Source organism: Leptospira semungkisensis (genome assembly GCF_004770055.1).
Taxonomy (GTDB): Bacteria; Spirochaetota; Leptospiria; order Leptospirales; family Leptospiraceae; genus Leptospira_B; species Leptospira_B semungkisensis.
On the sequence record NZ_RQEP01000018.1, the window covers coordinates 479,848 to 496,926 of the forward strand.

Here is a 17,079-nt window from a genome sequence, read left to right on the forward strand (position 1 = left end):
CGTTAGACTGGAAATCCCAGCGCCGCCTTGATCTGAAGATAAAAATAAAGAATAGGAACAGTGAGAAGAAGCGCATCCGCTCTATCCAAGACACCGCCATGACCCGGAATCAAATTCCCAGAGTCCTTGACTTTGGCATCTCTCTTCATTGCGGATTCTAATAGATCGCCGATCACTCCGACTATGGATAGGATCAAAGTGACTAAGAATACTTCTGCTCCTCCTACAAGAGGTCTCACTCCGGTGCTTCTTTCCCATAGAAAGTTCAAAAGGAAAACGGAAGCGATCGCAACGATGATCCCGGAAACATATCCTTCCCAAGTTTTCTTAGGAGAAATGGCAAGGCCCGCAGGATTTCTTCCGAACCAACGTCCTCCGAAATATCCTCCTACATCCGTAAGGAATGTAGCTACAGAAACTAAAAACACATAATAGATTCCTTCGTTCATTCCCAAAAGTAAAAGCAAATGTCCGAGAGGAAGAGAGGCATACACCACTCCCAACACTGTAGAACTAACGGAGAAGATCGCTCCATCCAAAGGTCTTCTTAAGATCTGAAGAACGAAACTTGCGATAAATAAAAGGACAAATGCGAGAGTCACCGCATCGAAAGAAGGCACAAATACCTTTAAGTATTGTTGGAATAAAAGAGGCTGTTCGAACTTATTCTGAGAAGCGACAAATCTAAAATAATAAAGTAATAATATGAGAAGAAAGAAAAATATCCCGGTTCCTTTGAAGGGCCTTCCGTCCTGTCCTCTATCAGCCAATCTGTAGAATTCAGTGAGACCGATCACACCGGCGATCGCAAGTAGGATCAATGTCTGGAGATAATAAAAATCCCGGTAAAAGATCATGAACAGGTAACCGGCAACTAATACTGCCGCGGAAAGGATTCTCTTTGTTGTTTCACCCATTCTCTAAACCTCCGAATTTTCGGGTCCTTCTTCCAAACCAATCCAAAGCTTCTTTCAGATCTTTTTCGCCGAAGTCCGGCCAAAGAGTTTCCGTAAAGAAAAGCTCCGCGTAAGCGGATTGCCAAAGAAGGAAATTGGATAATCTCCTCTCCCCTGCGGTTCTGATCAATAAATCTACCGGTGGAAGGGGGTACGTATACAAATATTTTTCTAGTTCTTTAGTAGAGATCGGTTTTTGAACGGAGATCCCTTTTTTCTTTCTGTCTTCACTCAATTTGGAAAATGCGGTCAATAGCTCTTCTTGAGAGCCATAGTTTAAGCAAAAATTCACAGTCAGTTTTCGATTCTTCTTAGTGATCTCTATTGCAGAGTCTATCTTTGATAATACTTTAGAGCTGAGTCTTTTTCTAGAACCGGAATGTAATATGCGGATCCCTTTCTTATAGATCCCCTCTAACCTGGAATCTATAAATTCTACAAGAAGATGAAAGATGGAACGAATTTCTGTAACTGGACGTTTCCAATTTTCAGTGGAGAAAGCGTAGAGCGAGATCGATTCCAGACCTAAGGCCAAACTGACCTCCATCAATCGATCGATGGAATCCGCTCCGGCCCTATGTCCTTCTGATCTGGATAAACCTTTGGATGTTGCCCATCTTCCGTTCCCGTCCATAATGACGGCAATATGCCGGGGCATTTTTTGTTTGGAAGAAATCACCTTAAACCGTAGTGATTTCTTTCTCTTTTTCTGCGGTTACGGCGGCGATTTTATCGATATAAGAATCCGTGATCTTTTGCACTTGGTCCTGAAGAGTCTTCAATTCATCTTGAGAGATCCCTTCGGAATGCTTCTTTAGATCTTCGAGCGCGTCTCTGCGGATATTGCGGACTGCGACCTTCTTCTCTTCGGATTTAGACTTAACCACTTTAGCGAGTTCTTTTCGTCTCTCTCCGGTGAGTTCCGGGATCACGATACGGATCACTACTCCATCATTGGTCGGCTGCAATCCTAAACCGGAGGCTTGGATGGCTTTCTCAATATCCTTCATCGTTCCCTTATCATAAGGAGAAACCACGAGAAGTCTAGGTTCTGGTACGGAAATATTTCCCAATTGATTGATCGGAGTTGGAGTTCCGTAGTACTCTACTCTTAGATCTTCGATAAGTGCAGGATTTGCTCTTCCGGTCCGGACACTCCCGAAATCTTTTCGAAGAAGTTCCACGGTCTTGTCCATCTTGGCTTTCATCGCGTTTATTACTTCTTCATTCGCCATCGATCCGTATATCCTCCGAATTCGAAATCAAGGTGCCGATCTTTTTATTCCCGACGACCAAATCTTTTAAATTGCCCCGCTTAAAAATGTCAAATACGATTATCGACATATTGTTTTCCATGCAGAGGCTAAGAGCAGTAGAATCCATGACCTTTAGTCTACGTTTGATGGATTCCATGAAGGAGATATGAGTATAACGTTTTGCGTTCGGTTCTTTCTTAGGATCTGCGTCATAGACCCCGTCCACCTTGGTGGCTTTTAGAATGACCTCGCATCCAACTTCTACTGCGCGAAGACTCGCAGCCGTATCCGTGGTAAAATATGGATTTCCGATTCCACCGGCAAAGATTACGATCCGTTTCTTTTCCAAGTGACGGACAGCTCTTCGGCGAATATAACTTTCAGCAATCGAATGAATATCGATCGCAGATTGGACTCTTGTGTACAGTCCCTTCTTCTCACATGCGTCTTGGAGGGCCAAAGCGTTTTGAATGGTCGCAAGCATTCCCATATAATCTGCGGTTGCTTGGTCCATTCCCACCTTAGCGAGACTAGCGCCTCGGATCAGGTTTCCACCACCAACTACCAAAGCGATCTCTACACCAAGAGAATGAACTTCTTTGATTTCTTCGGCGAGAGAATGGGCCTTATTGCTATCAATCCCAAACTCGCCCTCTCCGGCAAGAGCCTCGCCGGAGAGTTTAATTAAGATACGCTTGTACTTAGAAGTTTCCTGAGACAAGGTTTACGCGCCGCCTACCTGGAAACGAGCAAAACGAGCTACGGTGATATTCTCGCCGAATTTCGAAATTGCTTCTTTCACCAGATCGTCAACCGTCTTGGTATTGTCCTTGATGAAGGCTTGGTTCAAAAGGCATACTTCAGAGTAATACTTTTTGATCTTTCCAGGGATGATCTTTTCGATCTGCTCTGGTTTTTTACCTTCTTCTTTCAATTGAGCTTCGAGAACCTTAGTTTCGCGCTCGATATCTTCTGCAGGAACTTGATCTTCACTCACATAAAGCGGAGACATTGCCGCAATTTGTAAGCAAATTTCTTTTCCTAAAGCTTCGAAAGCCTCGTTACGAGATACGAAGTCGGTTTCAGAATTGAGCTCGAGCAAAACTCCGATCTTTCCGTCTCCGTGGATATAGGAAATATTTCTTCCTTCTTTAGTCACGCGTCCCGCTTTTTTAGAAGCTTTAGCGATCCCTTTCTCACGCAACCAATCTGAAGATTTGTCTAGATCGTTATTGTTCTCTTGAAGAGCTTTTTTACAATCCATCAATCCCGCACCGGTGCGGTCTCTTAATTCCTTAATAAGGTCAGTAGTAGATGCAGACATGATACTTCTCCTTATTCGGCCTTATCGATCTCAATAGCTGCTGGTGCAGGAGTTTCCGTAGCGGGAGCTGCAGGAGCCGCCGCAGGATCTTCTTTCTTAGCGTTAACAGGATCCTCGTCCATGATGAACTTACCGCTTTCGTCATACTCACCTTGGTATTCCAAAGCGAGAGCTTCTGAATCCAGATCTTCGCTGAAGCGAGGCTGTTCTACCACTCCACCAGTTCCTTCGATCACCGCGTTAGACATGGTCTCGAGGAAGAGGGAAATTGCACGGATCGCGTCGTCGTTACCTGGGATCGGATAATCGATCAACTCAGGATCACAGTTAGTATCCACAACTGCGAAGATTTTCAATCCTAGTTTGCGAGCTTCTTTTACAGCGATCTCTTCTTTCTTAGGATCGATCACGAAAAGGATTTCGGGAAGGCTGTTCATGTCCTTGATCCCGCCTAAGGTCTTGCGGAGTTTATCCAACTCTCTGCGAAGAGAAAGAACTTCTTTCTTAGTTTTTACTTCTTTTTCGAAAGTGTTGTCGGTTTCCATTCCCTCTAGTTTTTTCAAACGAGCAATGGATTTTTTCACCGTGTTCCAATTCGTTAAGAGTCCGCCCGGCCAGCGGTTATTGATGAAGAACATATTGCAACGAAGAGCTTCTCTTTCGATAGCGCCTCTAGCTTGCTTCTTAGTTCCTACGAAGAGTACTTTTTTTCCTTCGCCGGTGATCTTCTTTAACGCGTCATACGCTTCTTTAGCTTTCTGAACGGTCTTTTGAAGATCAATGATATGGATCCCGTTTCTCGCCGTAAAGACGTAGGGAGCCATTTTCGGATTCCATTTTCTTGTCTGGTGACCGAAGTGAACTCCGGTTTCCAGAAGATTCTTCATGGAAATTACTGACATGAGTGTTTACCCCTTTTTTAGTACGAAGAACAATGTCGCCACGAGACCAATAAGACTCGCAGGGGTAACTTGTGCTTCGACTTTAATTACGTAAAGTTCCAGCCGAACCGGTTCTTGTAAGAGATAGACGGAGAGGAAATTGACCCCAAAAATGCGGTCGATAATGACCCCGACTACGGCTCCGGCCAAGGCTCCTAGAAAGATAGCTAATGCGATTTTTCCCGCTTTTCCACCGTTCATAGGTCGTTTCGGGCTGGCAGATACCAATTTTCCAGTTTGGACCGGAGGGTCAATCCTTATTAGGAAGGATCATCTCGCAGTTCCCTTCGAAGATTACCCCGTCTGCGATTTGTAATTTAGCGGTCTTGATATTGCCGTTCACCTTACCGCTCGGAAGCATTTCCAAACGTTGGGTGGCGATCACATTCCCTGTAATCTCACCGCCTACGATCACGGTTCCAGCCTTGATATTGGCCCGAACTCTCGCTCCTTCGCTCACTAATAGGAATCCTTCGGATTCTATCTCTCCCTCGAATTCGCCGGAGATCTCCAGAGGTTTTCTGAAATTCAGAATCCCGGAGAAAGAGGTCTCTCTGCCTAGGATTGTCGAAATGGTTCCGTATTCGGTGATGGTGCGCTGTTGTTTTGGGGCGGTTGTTGCTTTTTTTGACATGATTTGCGGGTTATTTTGTTTTCATCTCGAACACACCGTCCCAGTCTTCGGGAGGAGGATTCGCGATGAACGCTTCGCAGCGTCCTATATATTTTTTAGAAGGTCCGTCGTTTGGAGTGATTTCCACTGCCTTCTTGAATAATTCCCAAGCCTCTTTGAACTTTCTGGTCTTATAAAGCTGCAGGCCTTCGTTGTAAAGCTTCAGAGTTTCCTTAAAAGATTCGGTAACCATGGTCACTCCTTATAGAGAACAACTATCGCGGTAGAATAATTCTCCGCGTGACTGATAGAAACGGAAACTCCGCTATAGCCTTTCTCGAGGAACAATTCTTTGGATTTTCCGTGAAGTACCAATTCTTTTTTTCCGAAATCCTTTCCGAAAAGTTCGATTTCCCTCATGTCCAGGATCACATGATCACCGGCTTCAATGGCCTTGATAAAGGCTTCTTTCACGCAAAATCTGCCGCTGAGATGAGGGACTGGATCCTTTCTTCCGGAACAGTATGCGATCTCAGTCTCGGAATATACTCTCTTCAAAAATCTCTCTCCGTGCTTGTCTAGAAGATCTTTGATTCTGGAATTTTCTACGATATCATTCCCTACGCTGATCTTCATTCTTCCTCTGGTTCAGGTAGTGGCTCTTCGGAATTCGGATCGCTGCTTCCGTCACTTCCATCCTCACTACCGTCTCCTGTTTGGTCCAGATCAGGTCGGATCCGATACAGGATAGAGATTCTGTCTGGGAAATAGCTTTGTATGTCCACCGACTTCAAAGTAGGAGACTTGGTCAGTCTCACCTTAGCAAGCACAGGCTTTCCATCAGGAAGTATCTTGCGGGTTTTAGAATCATATTTATGAGAACAGACTACGCTTGCAGATAATCCCTTGATGATCTGAATGCTTCTCAATGGAGTCTTGGATTGCAGTTTTACTGAGATCTCTTGCTCTGAAAATTCGGCCTCTAAATTCTTGTCCAGGTTCTGACAGCGAACAGGAACTCCGAGTACGATGCTTTCTCCAGGTGTAGAAGAATCTGCGATGATATTCACGGTAACCGAGACTTCTTTTTGGTTATCTCTATATCGCAAACCTGCGGGAAGATCGGGCACCTTAAATTTTTGAGTAAATGTTTTCGTTTTGTCCTTTAGAGGAATTGGAGGAAGAGAAAGATGTCCAAGCTTCTCCAACTGAGTTGGATTTCCTACAACTACCAGGCTTGCAGGAGAAACAAAATGAGAAGACTTCAGATATTCCTTAGGAGGATCTCCCTGAAACTTAGTGTCTAAGACCAAGGTTCGACTCACGTTGGATTCTACTATGATCTTGACCTTATCTCTCAACCGAGTGACTCGAAGTCCGGCAGGGATTCCTCCGATACGTGCCACACTCACCATATTTTCCCCGGGACGGAGTTCTGCAGGATTCACGTATGCCTTTAAGGAAGGAGTGTAGAAGTTTACATAATCTCTTACCCCTTCTACTTTTACCGGAAAAGTAGTATCCGAACCCTTTGCGATACTCATTCCACCGGTAAGCTTGGGATATTCTATCTTGATATTGGTTTCCCTCACAAGAATTTTAGAATTCTGTAAATTAATATAAAATAATGTAGCGAGAAGAATAGATCCCAGCTTTGCCTGCCAGTTATTCAGGAGAAGCTTAAACATTCGGCTCCTCCTTTTCTTCTAGTTCCGATCTTTTTTCAGTAGAAGGCCCCGCCTTCTTCTCTTGCAGAATAGTGTTCAATAGATTCTTGAGCTCGATCGGTTTGACCGGATGGATCATTTCTCCGTCGTGGCATACGGAAATTTCTCCCGTTTCTTCGGAAGTGACCACGATGACTGCGTCCGATTCTTCTGCAATACCAAGGGCAGCACGGTGTCTCGCACCCATTCTGGCATCGTCCAAGTTCGTAGCCATTGGCAAGAAGGCACCGGCACAGGCGATCCTGTTTTGTTCTATGATGACAGCACCGTCATGAAGCGCAGTATTCTTTTTGAATATGGTAAGAAGAAGACTCGTAGAAAGGATTGCATCCAGTTGCACTGCCTGCTCGGCGATATCTTTCAAACTATGCTCTCTTACGATAGCAATGAGTGAACCTGTCTTATTGCGGGCCATGATCTTTGCCGCTTCTACGATTTCGTCCAGATCAGTCGCAGTTTTTAATAAGAAGGGTCTAAACAGTCTCAGTCGAGCCATGTCTCCTGTAATCTTACGAAGCTCTGGCTGCAATAAAACGATGATGGCAAACACCAATGCAGGACGGATATTGTCTATGATCCAGTCCAAGAGCTCGAATTCCAGATACTGGGCAAAGATTCCAAGAACCCAAATGAGCCCGATCCCAAGAAGAAGCTGTACTCCTCTTGTTCTGCGAATGGTAGAATAAAACTGATAAATGAGAAAGCTTACGATCAGTATATCCAGGATCACATTGATCCCGAATTTATCGCTTTGAAACAGGGTAATATTCTTAAAAAAACCCATGGACAGTTCCTACAATCCCAACACGGAGAACATATCGTAGAGACCCTTTTGCTTTCCGATCAAAAACTCGGCCGCTTTTACGGAACCGACTGCGAATGTCTTTCTGTCCTGAGCCTTATGAGTGATCTCTACTCTTTCTTCCGGTGTGAAGAAGTAGACAGTATGATCTCCGATCACTTCTCCCGCTCTAAAAGTATGGACCGCGATTTCCTTTGGATCTCTTTCAGGAAGGATTCCTTGTCTTCCGTGTACGATATTGGACTCACTACGACCGAGTGTTTCCAGAAGAATGCTTTTTAACTTCTCCGCAGTCCCGGAAGGTGCGTCCTTTTTATGACGATGATGAATGTCTAAGATCTCTATATCTGCTAAATCTCCCATCACCTTGGCAGCGATTTCGGTCAGCTTGAATAGAAGGTTCACTCCTATGGACATATTCGGAGAATACACGATAGGAATCGTCTTGGAAGTTTCTTTTAATAATTCCTTATGAGAATCTACAAGACCGGTAGTTCCCACAACGACAGGCTTTTTAGAAGCTTTACAATATTCTAATACTTCTGGAAGGATCTCTCGGATCGAAAAATCAATCACTGCATCCGATTCGGAGATTGCCTTAGCTATATCGTCAGAGAATAATATTTCATTTTGCTTGAGCCCGGAATGCAAACCGGAATCCAAACCTAGATACACGGAGCCTTTGCTGACAACACTCGCGGAAAGTTCAGAAAGTTTGGACTGGGAAAGGACCTGAATGATCGCCTTCCCCATTCTTCCGGAGGCCCCGATAACTGCTACGCGATTCTTACGAGACAAAACGATATCCTTATTTATAACCTTTTGCGATCAGATCGGATACAGTTTTTTTCAATTTATCCGCCCCCGGTCCAGGAGTCAGAGTGGTCATAGGTAAACGTATCTCTGCAGAAGAGTAACCGTTCCAATTCATGACTGCCTTAATCGGAATAGGATTCGTTTCCAAGAAAGCAAGAGAGAAGAAATCCAGAAAATCGTAATGTATCTTTTGCGCAGTGGCAAGATCGCCCTTCTGAAAAGACTCTACAAGTTTTACGAGACTTTCAGGAAAGATATTAGAGATCACGGAGACCACACCTTTTCCTCCCACAGCAAGAAGCGGAAGAGTAAGGTTATCGTCGCCGGAAAGAACAGTCATCTTGTCTCCAACCAAGGAGATAAGCTTTGCCATCTGGCCCAGATCTCCTGTTGCTTCTTTCATAGAACGGATCTTAGGATGTTCGGAAAGACGAAGTACTGTCTCAGGCAATAAATTTACCGAAGTTCTGCCGGGAATATTGTACAACATCACAGGCACGGATGAATGATCCGCGACTTCTTTAAAATGAAGATAAAGTCCTTCTTGAGTAGGCTTGTTATAATACGGATTGACTTGTAAGATCCCGTCGACTCCGTCCTTGCAAGCGGCCTCGGTCAATTCTACAGCTTCGCGAGTAGAATTCGAACCAGTTCCCGCCACAACCAAGATACGCTTCTTTACATGTTTCACGGTTTCGCGGATAAGTTCCGCATGTTCTTCGTGGGAAAGAGTGGGAGATTCGCCGGTAGTACCGCAAGGCACCACTCCGCTTACCCGTGCTTGGATCTGCTTATCCAGAAGGGAAAAATAGGAATCGTAATCGATTTTTCCGTTTCGGAAGGGGGTAATAATGGCCGTAAAAACGCCTTGAAACATAATATGTAAATTCCTGATCCCTGGGCGATTTGGCAACCTATTTCTCTAATGATTCCGCACTTGGTCCATTCTCCAACTCATATAGATAAGAGCGCCCATTTCTAAGAAGCCTGCCCAAACAAATGTAGGCGAGATCCCAATCCTATCCGAGAAAAAGCCGGAAAGAATTCCTGTAATCGCGGGCACAAATAGGAATACCAAACTATAAAGAGAAAGCACCCTTCCTCTAATATGATTCTCTGTATGCAATTGGATTCCTGCAGGAATCAGAGTGATGATAATTCCTGTTAAGGTTCCAAATACAAAGAATACGATTGTAGTCCAGACAAGGCTCGAAGAAAGAAAAGGGATCAAAGAGAATAAGAGACAGCTCGCCAAAGCAGAACCGAAGAGTATATGCCCTCTCTTACGAACTCCATGTAAAAGGAAGGTGAACATTCCCCCAAGCACGAGGCCCACCCCTAAGGATGCAAGCAAGGCTCCCCTGCCCGCCTCTCCTAAACCCAGCACATGCTTTGTATATCTAGGAAGAAGCACTTGCACCGGTCCGACTAACAAGACCACTGCGCCCATTAGGATCAAAAACTGAGATACCAATTCAGACTTACGTAAGTATTGAACAAGATCAGAAAATCCTGGTTGAGTAGAATTCGTCGCTCTTTCTCGAGCAGCGATTGGGAGAAAAGATAGAAAGAGCACACTCAATAAATACGCAGAAGCGATCCCTACGAATACGATCTTGAAAGAGAAGAACTCTTTCAGGGAACCGGAAACGAGAGGCGCTAAACCGTATCCGAAAAGCACGAAAGTATTCAGCCAAACACTATGCTTTCCTAGTTTAGAATGATCTAATATATCTCCTAGGATTGCAAACCTTCCTGGCATAACAAAGGTCAATCCGATTCCGGACAGAAGAGAAGATACCAGAAGAAGATACGGCCTTCCTTCTGCGATCCAACCGAAATGAAGACAAACCGCCGCAAATGCGGAACCAGTCCCCATCGTGAGTTGAGCTCCTACTAAGACCCATTTTCGAGAGTACTTATCTAAGAGTCTTCCCGCAGTAAAACTCAAGAAAAGAAGAGGAATGCATACGCAAAAGAAAACCCAACCGGAGAATTCATCAGAAGAAGAAATACTTTGTGAAAGAATGATGGCGGTATAATTGAACATATTCCCCGCCAAAAGTCCTAGGATTGAAGAAAGATAATAAAATAAGATCACTTACAGTAAACTAAAGATCGCAAGAGTTCGGGCAAGTCGAATTCGAAAGAGATTCGCGTTAGAAATGCATTGATTCTTCTTGATTTGCTTCTTGGAAGATCAAAAAATTGCAGACTTATACCTGGAAACGTTTGGTCCTCCATTGAAAATCTTCGTTTGGAACTCTAGATCCCTTCTGATTGGAAAATTGGAACAACTTTCCTTTCATTCAGAACGTTCTGCCTATCTGATCTGTAGCTTAAACTCTGAAAATTTTCGGATCGCAGCCGAGCCAAATGGAAACTGGCAAAACTGTACATGTGCTTTGGTTCCCCAAGGACTTCAGATCAAGATAGACGCGAAGAATCATCTGATCTCTGCAATGAGCATAGAGACCCAGGATGTTCAGAAGATCTTGTCTGATTCGAAAGGTCCTGGGATCCAGATCGAACCAAAGGTCTTAGAAGATCCTTTCCGAAAGATCTCGAATCTTTTAGAAGAAACAAACTCAGATACAGATCGTCAGAGAAAGCTATTGGCAGAAGTAGATCAGTTGATCCCGGCAAATTTTGGACCGATCAAAATGGATGCGAGAATCTCTGCAGTCGTGGATAAGATCTCCGAAAATCTCTCTGAAAATTTAAACATAGAAGAACTCGCAAATCTAGCGGGACTTTCTTCCTCCAGACTAGAGCATCTATTCAAGGAAGCTTCCGGAATTTCTCTCAGTGAATTCAAAACATGGCAGAGACTAAAGGCTGCTTCTTTAGCAATTTCAAACGGAGAAAATCTGACAGAAGCAGCGTTAAGCGCGGGATTTTATGACTCTGCTCATTTTACAAATTCCTTCAAGAAGACGTATGGCTTTGCTCCTTCTCTATTCTTGAACTCCAAGACTAAATTCTATTTCTTCTAAACCTTTTTATACAGGAAAGAAATTTGATATTGGGAGAAGTGTCCGGTTAAGAATGCTCCGATTCCGAAACTTACTCCGGACAATAGATAAAAGAACCGAACTGCAGATACGAAGTTCCCGATTGCTCCCAGGATCATTGAGACCAAAAAGAATAGGAACGGGAGAAAGAAGATCCGTTTCCATCTCCAAGCGCTTGCAGTCATCAAGATATAACCGATTAACAATGCTCCTGCAGAAATGAAATAAGGATTCGTTTGGTAATCGATCCAGAGCCTACTCGCAAGGATTGCAGTCGACAAAAGTGAAAGCATAGATCCCAAGAATCCAAGACTAAGGAAGGAAGGCCTCATCTTAAAATAAAAACCGACCGTGCCCAGAAATAAGGAAATATCGATGATCCCATAAAGATCCTTCTGGCTCAAAATTCCCCAATCGGATTGAAAAGAAGAAATGATCCTTAAAATCCCTGCGAACATTAACGCAAATCCAAGTTTAGGAAGAAGTTCCTTTTGCAGATAATCCAACATATCGAGACCTAGCTATGCCTTTAGCAAATGACAAGCTTTTTCAGAAGCAAAAAGATACATCGGATTCGGCCGTACCTTGTTTTCAAGAAGGCAGGCTTCTGTTAATTTGATCGCATGCTCGTCTCCGTTCCGTATTGCTATATCGATTAAGGCCTCCGGATCTAATGGATTCTTTGTCTTTGTATCAAATGCAATTGGATTACCAAAACTTGCATAGAGAGAACAAGAAGATTGCCAGGCGTATTCCAAGGTCTTTCTCTTACTTTCTTCATCTAAATAAGGAAGAAGATGACGAAATGCTACAAGGCTCGTCACTCCATGAGTAAAAACGATCGCACCAAGAGTATCATGAGCATTCTCCAAGAATACTTTTGCGAAGGCAGAAGTCATCTCGGAGATCGTTAATCCAATATCTCCACTCAGATCCACCATACTGATAACGGATCCAAAATTAGGATCATGATCCAAATCCTCCAAAGCGGAGACTATGGTTCCATTATATTTTCTTAATTCTTTTGGAACGATAAGAATATTATCGATCGCCTTCTCTGGCCTTTCTCTGAGAAGATCCGTAGTTCTCTGATCAGGCAGCACCTGGTAGGTGCAGGCCCATCTTCCTAACGCTTCCGCGAGTTCGAGAAGCCTAATCTTAGTCTGCGATTGAGAAAGGCTACGAACTGCATGCCCTACCCGAATGATCCCATGAGTTGCGTCCCCACAAAATCCTGGGGAAAGTCGATCCACCCAAAGGCCCAAGACTTTCTGCCAAGAAGAATGCTCTAGTTCCCGTTCAAAGAAAAGCGCCCAGTCCGTATTGCGATCGGTCTTGCCCAAGGCTTCTTTCCAATTTCCATTCGTAATCGTTTCGAAGGCAGGAGGCTTTTGTTCCATTCCCCTCATATAGTTTTGTATCCAAGGAATTACTTCTTCTTGTTTGCCCAATGCACAGAGAGCCTCTGCAACCATGGTAGCATGGCTTGTTAATCCATTCTTCAGCTCGGTAGAATAAGGAAGTAATTCCTTCAACGCATCATCCAATATGTCATACTTTGTTTGTATCATGTTCTAAAGAATAGCATATACCGGAACAGCGCGCTTGTAAGATCTTGCTACGATCCTGAAATTTTACGCACGCTTTCTATGGCAAACAGCATCGATCCTTTGGTTTCTCACAAAGAATTCACGAAGTAAAAAACCTTACTATGCAAAATAATTACCAGAGGGACAAAAAGTCATGTTAGTATATTATAAAAGTATAATTATATATCAAACAATGATAGAGAAACTTCATTACGAACATTGTTCAGCACAGATTCTTTCAATGTAATATTACGAATGTTCAATAAAGAAAATTTACTTTTTCAATTGAAAATTGACTTAGCAATACTCGCTTCTAAATTGTGGCTCGAAGAGAATAAAAACGATCTCCTTCAATAGAGAGAGTGGAGTAACATTTTAAAATGAACAATCGAAACTTTTGGAAAGTCCTGGGCGGGATTTTCTTAATTGTATCCGCATCGTCGCTGGCCGCGCAAAGCCAAGCGCAAATGTTCGCAAAACCTGGAGTGATCGGAGATTCACTCAGCCAAGGTTTCTATGGAGCAACTGTAGAGGAAAAAACTCAGAACTGGGCTTATCCTGTTTTAGTTTCTAAGCAAGCAGGCTCTGGTGTTTCCTATAATGTGCTGAAAGGGCCTTACCTAAACTTCGAAGACGTATTAAACGGAAATTGTGGAGTGTTCTGCATCGCATCTTCCGTGATAGGCGGTAACGGAGCAACTGTAAGTCTTCCTACACATGCAGGAATCACAGGTGCGGACTATACCACCGTATTACAAACTTCAGGACAGTGTTCCAATATTAACGCAACTACTTGGGCCAAAGAATGGTACTGGGCAACTTGGTATTGGTATACATATCGTTGGGTGCAAGTTCCTGATTGCGAGACTCCTGATAAATTCCACCAATTCGGTCTAAGAAACTCAGGAACCCAGCTGCAAGTCATGCAAGCTGTTAAACCTAGCTTCTTGTTTGGAACAGTTGCAGCAAACCATGTACTTTGTACTGCACTAAGCACTTCTACCGATTGCTTGGATCAAACAAGATTCTTAAACGATATCCGTTCCACCATGTCCAAATTGGCAGCGATCGGATCCATCAAAGGAGGAGTTCTATTCACAGTTCCGAATGTAACTTCTATCGCTTTCTTGGAAAACTATACCGATCCGCAAGGAAGAGCAAACTATTCCGGACTTAAGGCATTCTTCCGTTCTTCCGTTTCCGATCCTTCTCAAGTATTAGATAAGACTGAAATAGCAACTATTACTACTTTCTTAACTGGCTTGAACAATGAAGTGAAAGCGCAAGCTGTAGCGATGGGTTTTGCTTTGGCAGACTTAAAAGTTCTTTTTGACGATCTGAAAGAGAACGGAAGATTGATCCAAAGTCCTTCCGGATACAGCCCAGGTTATGCGAAAGCAAACTGGCCTCTCCCAGGTCAGCCTGGTATTTTCGGATTAGATGGAGTGCATCCTAATATGTACGGACATTCAGTATTCGCAAACGAATTGATCAAAGCGATCAACTCCAAATACGGATACTCTATTCCACAAGTAAGTGAATACACTGCTTGGTACTATGATTCTTTGAATCGCAACCCAATCGATTTGAAAAAATTCCTAACAGACACTCTGTTCGGACAGTTCATCTCCTGGGTCATCGGAATTTTCGTATAAAAATTTCGAAGGTAATTTTGCCCGAGTCGCAAGACTCGGGCTCTACTCAAAATCGGAGAATTCTTCTCCTAGTCTTGAACTAAATAAATTCTTATGCAATCAATTCGCCGCTACTGGCCCTGGTTCGTCGTAGGCCTTCTTATTATATTATGTTTTTCTATTCTTCTTTGGCCAGAGAAGGAATCCAAGTCCCCTAGTTTAGAAGAAGAAGCTTCTGAAGTAGTGAATAGAAAATACGGGACGAGCAATTTAGAATTTCCGGATGCACCTCATCCTTTCCAAGAAGATCCGGATCTGGAAGGCCAGGCCAAACGCCTCTGGCCGGCAGCATTCAAAGAAAAGAAAACCAAAGAAGAAAGAGAGAAGATCAAGGATGAATGGGCAGACTTTGCCGTAAAATATCCTCGCAATATATATATTCCCAGAGAATTCAAACCTCCTCTTAGCCAAGAAGATGAGAAGAAGGCTAGAGAAAGATTGGATAAGGTGACTTCTGCAGAAGCAAAATTTGCACTTTTCAGAAATGCAGGAAAGTACGCACAACCTGGTTCCTTAGCGAATCGCCCGAACGATCCGAATATTTCTCCAGAAGAACAAAAAGCATATTTCGGGTATAAGATTGCAGAGTTAGAATCGCGGATACAATTGGTCCAGTATGCGATTCAACAAGGAAGAATGGATTCTTCTCAGATCCCTCAGGCAAACAGCGATATTTCGGTTTGGCAGAAAGAATTGCAGCAACTACAGCAGATTTCTTCTTCCGTTCCTTAACATATATAATCATGAAGCAAAGTAAACATTATATTTCTATTAAATACATTCTCCTATTAGCTCTGCTATTCGGATCCGGATGCATGGGCCCTCCCAAACCGGATCTTTTGCCTGAAATACAGGAAGAGGAGCCCCCGAGTACAGAACAACTCGAGTCGGATCTAAAAAGTGAGAACACTAGATTGAGATCCTTGGCCCTACTAGAGCTTGCCAAAAGAAACGAGAGAAAGTTCATCCCGGTCGCTCGCGAGATCCTACACTCTAAAAAAGATCCCTTAAGCAAGGCTCCCGCGGTTCTCGCTCTGGGAATTTGGAAGGACAAAGTCTCTCTTCCTGAAATCATCCGATTGCTTCATTCTAAATCCGAGATCGATATCGAAACCGTCTTGGAATCGATCTCTCGCATGGAAGATCCAAGTGCAGGCAACCAAGTCACCTCTCTTCTTGGCGAAGAAAGCTCGACTCTCAGGCTTTTGGCGGTTGATACTCTGGTCAGGATCAATGCCAGACAATCCGGAGGAGCAATTCTTGCCGCTGCAAAAGCAAATAAGGATCCGGAAAAAGCCAAAACTTTCGCGATGGCTTTAGGAAAATTGAATATAAAAGAATCGGAAGATTACTTGATCGGTTTGGCAAATTCTTCCGAGCCCGGCCCTACTCTTGCAGCAGCGTATTTAGCCTTAGGAAAGATCGGAAGTAAAAAATCTGTGCCTCTTTTAGCGAAGGCATTGCAGGGCGATTTCGAAAAAGGAAGAGAGAATTCAACAATCGCCTTAGTAGACATCAAGGATCCTAGATCCATATCTCTCATGCTCCCCATTTTAGAAAATTCGAATAGAGAGATCCGATACCGAGCAGCAGATGTCTTGATCGGAGTCCCAGATCCTTCTACCCCAAGGCATTTAATGGAGATCCTTACGAAAGGTCTTGGGATTTCTAAGGGGCCGGCTTCTCATGTATTAGGAAGGACCAAGTATCTTCCTGCAAGAGAGAAGATGGAAAAAATTCTATTCGATGAGAGTGTTCCGGATCGAGAAATAGTCGCACAAGCACTCGGATATTTAGGAGATAAGAAGAGCATTCCCGTACTTGCAAAAGTATTAAAGGAAGATCCGGGTGAAGCGAAATATGGCGCGGTCTGGGCCTTAGGAGCAATCGGTTCCGAGGAAGCACTTCCTTATATCGAAGAAGCTTGCGCGTCTAAAGACCAAAAACTTTCGAAGATTGCGTCCGAAAGCTTGGGGATGATCGCTTCTCCTAAGTCCTTGGCTCTATTAGACAAAAAGACAGAAGATTTTCCGGATCTTGCACCAATTACGTTATCTGCCATTGCTTCCATTTCCGGAACTGAATCCAGAAAGATCTTAGAAAAATATGCGCTTAGCAACAATATCAACTTACATCAAGTCGCTGTTTCTCAATTAGCAGCCAAGAAGGATAAAGAAAGCATTCCTGTTCTCATCTCCTTATTGGAAGATGAAAAGGTTCAGAGAAACAGAAAGCTAATCTTGTCCGCATTGAAATCGATCACAGGATTGAAATATTCTTCCAAGAATGAATGGATCAATTGGTTCAGATTGAAAGAGAAGAACAAAGAAAAATAAAAGGCGGATCG

21 protein-coding genes are annotated in these 17,079 nt (G+C 43.6%); 4 read left to right on the forward strand and 17 right to left on the reverse strand.

From position 1 onward, the window contains the following. Positions 1-2: 2 nt before the first annotated feature. From EHO59_RS13600 to EHO59_RS13670, 15 genes are read right to left on the reverse strand one after another with little or no spacing between them, the layout of a single operon-like run. Positions 3-917, reverse strand: coding sequence for a phosphatidate cytidylyltransferase (locus tag EHO59_RS13600; protein WP_135588954.1), 915 nt, complete (start codon positions 915-917; stop codon positions 3-5). Continuing rightward, complete coding sequence (locus EHO59_RS13605) at positions 910-1,614, reverse strand: isoprenyl transferase (RefSeq protein ID WP_167882115.1); 705 nt, start codon at positions 1,612-1,614, stop codon at positions 910-912. The genes EHO59_RS13600 and EHO59_RS13605 overlap by 8 nt, the downstream gene beginning before the upstream one ends. A gap of 22 nt (positions 1,615-1,636) precedes the next feature. Then, on the reverse strand, positions 1,637-2,191 hold the full coding sequence (frr, locus tag EHO59_RS13610; RefSeq protein WP_135588958.1) for a ribosome recycling factor: 555 nt from the start codon (positions 2,189-2,191) through the stop codon (positions 1,637-1,639). Next, positions 2,181-2,933, reverse strand: coding sequence for a UMP kinase (gene pyrH / locus EHO59_RS13615; protein ID WP_135588959.1), 753 nt, complete (start codon positions 2,931-2,933; stop codon positions 2,181-2,183). Before pyrH ends, frr begins: the two co-directional genes overlap by 11 nt. Positions 2,934-2,936: 3 nt before the next feature. Beyond that, positions 2,937-3,536: a translation elongation factor Ts gene (tsf, locus tag EHO59_RS13620; protein ID WP_135588961.1), complete on the reverse strand. Its 600-nt coding sequence runs from the start codon at positions 3,534-3,536 to the stop codon at positions 2,937-2,939. Between the two features lie 11 nt (positions 3,537-3,547). Further along, complete coding sequence (rpsB, locus tag EHO59_RS13625; protein ID WP_135588963.1) at positions 3,548-4,438, reverse strand: 30S ribosomal protein S2; 891 nt, start codon at positions 4,436-4,438, stop codon at positions 3,548-3,550. A gap of 6 nt (positions 4,439-4,444) precedes the next feature. Next, complete coding sequence (locus EHO59_RS13630) at positions 4,445-4,705, reverse strand: hypothetical protein (protein ID WP_210410062.1); 261 nt, start codon at positions 4,703-4,705, stop codon at positions 4,445-4,447. A gap of 22 nt (positions 4,706-4,727) precedes the next feature. Continuing rightward, positions 4,728-5,111 carry a bactofilin family protein gene (locus tag EHO59_RS13635; protein WP_135588967.1) on the reverse strand — a complete coding sequence of 128 codons (384 nt, stop codon included), beginning with the start codon at positions 5,109-5,111 and terminating at the stop codon, positions 4,728-4,730. A 10-nt stretch (positions 5,112-5,121) separates the two neighbouring features. After that, entirely contained in the window at positions 5,122-5,343 is a 222-nt protein-coding gene (locus EHO59_RS13640) for a tetratricopeptide repeat protein (RefSeq protein ID WP_135588969.1), read from the reverse strand. 2 nt (positions 5,344-5,345) lie between these two features. Then, the gene (gene acpS, locus EHO59_RS13645; RefSeq protein ID WP_135588971.1) at positions 5,346-5,726 is read right to left on the reverse strand and encodes a holo-ACP synthase; all 381 of its coding nucleotides are present in this window, start codon (positions 5,724-5,726) and stop codon (positions 5,346-5,348) included. Then, positions 5,723-6,778 carry a CdaR family protein gene (locus EHO59_RS13650; RefSeq protein ID WP_135588973.1) on the reverse strand — a complete coding sequence of 352 codons (1,056 nt, stop codon included), beginning with the start codon at positions 6,776-6,778 and terminating at the stop codon, positions 5,723-5,725. Before EHO59_RS13650 ends, acpS begins: the two co-directional genes overlap by 4 nt. Continuing rightward, positions 6,771-7,601 (reverse strand): diadenylate cyclase CdaA, encoded by an 831-nt coding sequence (cdaA, locus tag EHO59_RS13655; protein ID WP_135588975.1) that lies wholly within the window; start codon positions 7,599-7,601, stop codon positions 6,771-6,773. The genes EHO59_RS13650 and cdaA overlap by 8 nt, the downstream gene beginning before the upstream one ends. A gap of 9 nt (positions 7,602-7,610) precedes the next feature. Next, on the reverse strand, positions 7,611-8,417 hold the full coding sequence (gene dapB, locus EHO59_RS13660; protein ID WP_135588977.1) for a 4-hydroxy-tetrahydrodipicolinate reductase: 807 nt from the start codon (positions 8,415-8,417) through the stop codon (positions 7,611-7,613). A gap of 10 nt (positions 8,418-8,427) precedes the next feature. Next, positions 8,428-9,312 carry a 4-hydroxy-tetrahydrodipicolinate synthase gene (dapA, locus tag EHO59_RS13665; RefSeq protein ID WP_135588979.1) on the reverse strand — a complete coding sequence of 295 codons (885 nt, stop codon included), beginning with the start codon at positions 9,310-9,312 and terminating at the stop codon, positions 8,428-8,430. A gap of 45 nt (positions 9,313-9,357) precedes the next feature. Further along, positions 9,358-10,536 (reverse strand): MFS transporter, encoded by a 1,179-nt coding sequence (locus EHO59_RS13670; RefSeq protein WP_135588981.1) that lies wholly within the window; start codon positions 10,534-10,536, stop codon positions 9,358-9,360. A 142-nt stretch (positions 10,537-10,678) separates the two neighbouring features. On the opposite strand from EHO59_RS13670, the gene EHO59_RS13675 reads away from it, so the two are divergent. After that, entirely contained in the window at positions 10,679-11,431 is a 753-nt protein-coding gene (locus tag EHO59_RS13675) for a helix-turn-helix domain-containing protein (RefSeq protein ID WP_135588983.1), read from the forward strand. On the opposite strand, the gene EHO59_RS13680 is transcribed toward EHO59_RS13675, so the two are convergent. After that, positions 11,428-11,958 (reverse strand): hypothetical protein, encoded by a 531-nt coding sequence (locus tag EHO59_RS13680; protein WP_135588985.1) that lies wholly within the window; start codon positions 11,956-11,958, stop codon positions 11,428-11,430. The genes EHO59_RS13675 and EHO59_RS13680 overlap by 4 nt on opposite strands. 12 nt (positions 11,959-11,970) lie before the next feature. Continuing rightward, complete coding sequence (locus EHO59_RS13685; RefSeq protein WP_135588987.1) at positions 11,971-13,020, reverse strand: questin oxidase family protein; 1,050 nt, start codon at positions 13,018-13,020, stop codon at positions 11,971-11,973. A gap of 398 nt (positions 13,021-13,418) precedes the next feature. Here EHO59_RS13685 and EHO59_RS13690 point away from each other — a divergent pair, with 398 nt between their 5' ends. The 3 genes from EHO59_RS13690 (at position 13,419) to EHO59_RS13700 (ending at position 17,068) form a co-directional block, all read left to right on the forward strand. Then, the gene (locus tag EHO59_RS13690; protein ID WP_135588989.1) at positions 13,419-14,693 is read left to right on the forward strand and encodes a hypothetical protein; all 1,275 of its coding nucleotides are present in this window, start codon (positions 13,419-13,421) and stop codon (positions 14,691-14,693) included. Between the two features lie 93 nt (positions 14,694-14,786). Beyond that, on the forward strand, positions 14,787-15,464 hold the full coding sequence (locus EHO59_RS13695; RefSeq protein ID WP_135588991.1) for a hypothetical protein: 678 nt from the start codon (positions 14,787-14,789) through the stop codon (positions 15,462-15,464). After that, complete coding sequence (locus tag EHO59_RS13700) at positions 15,413-17,068, forward strand: HEAT repeat domain-containing protein (protein ID WP_342776329.1); 1,656 nt, start codon at positions 15,413-15,415, stop codon at positions 17,066-17,068. The genes EHO59_RS13695 and EHO59_RS13700 overlap by 52 nt, the downstream gene beginning before the upstream one ends. The last annotated feature ends 11 nt before the right edge of the window (positions 17,069-17,079 follow it).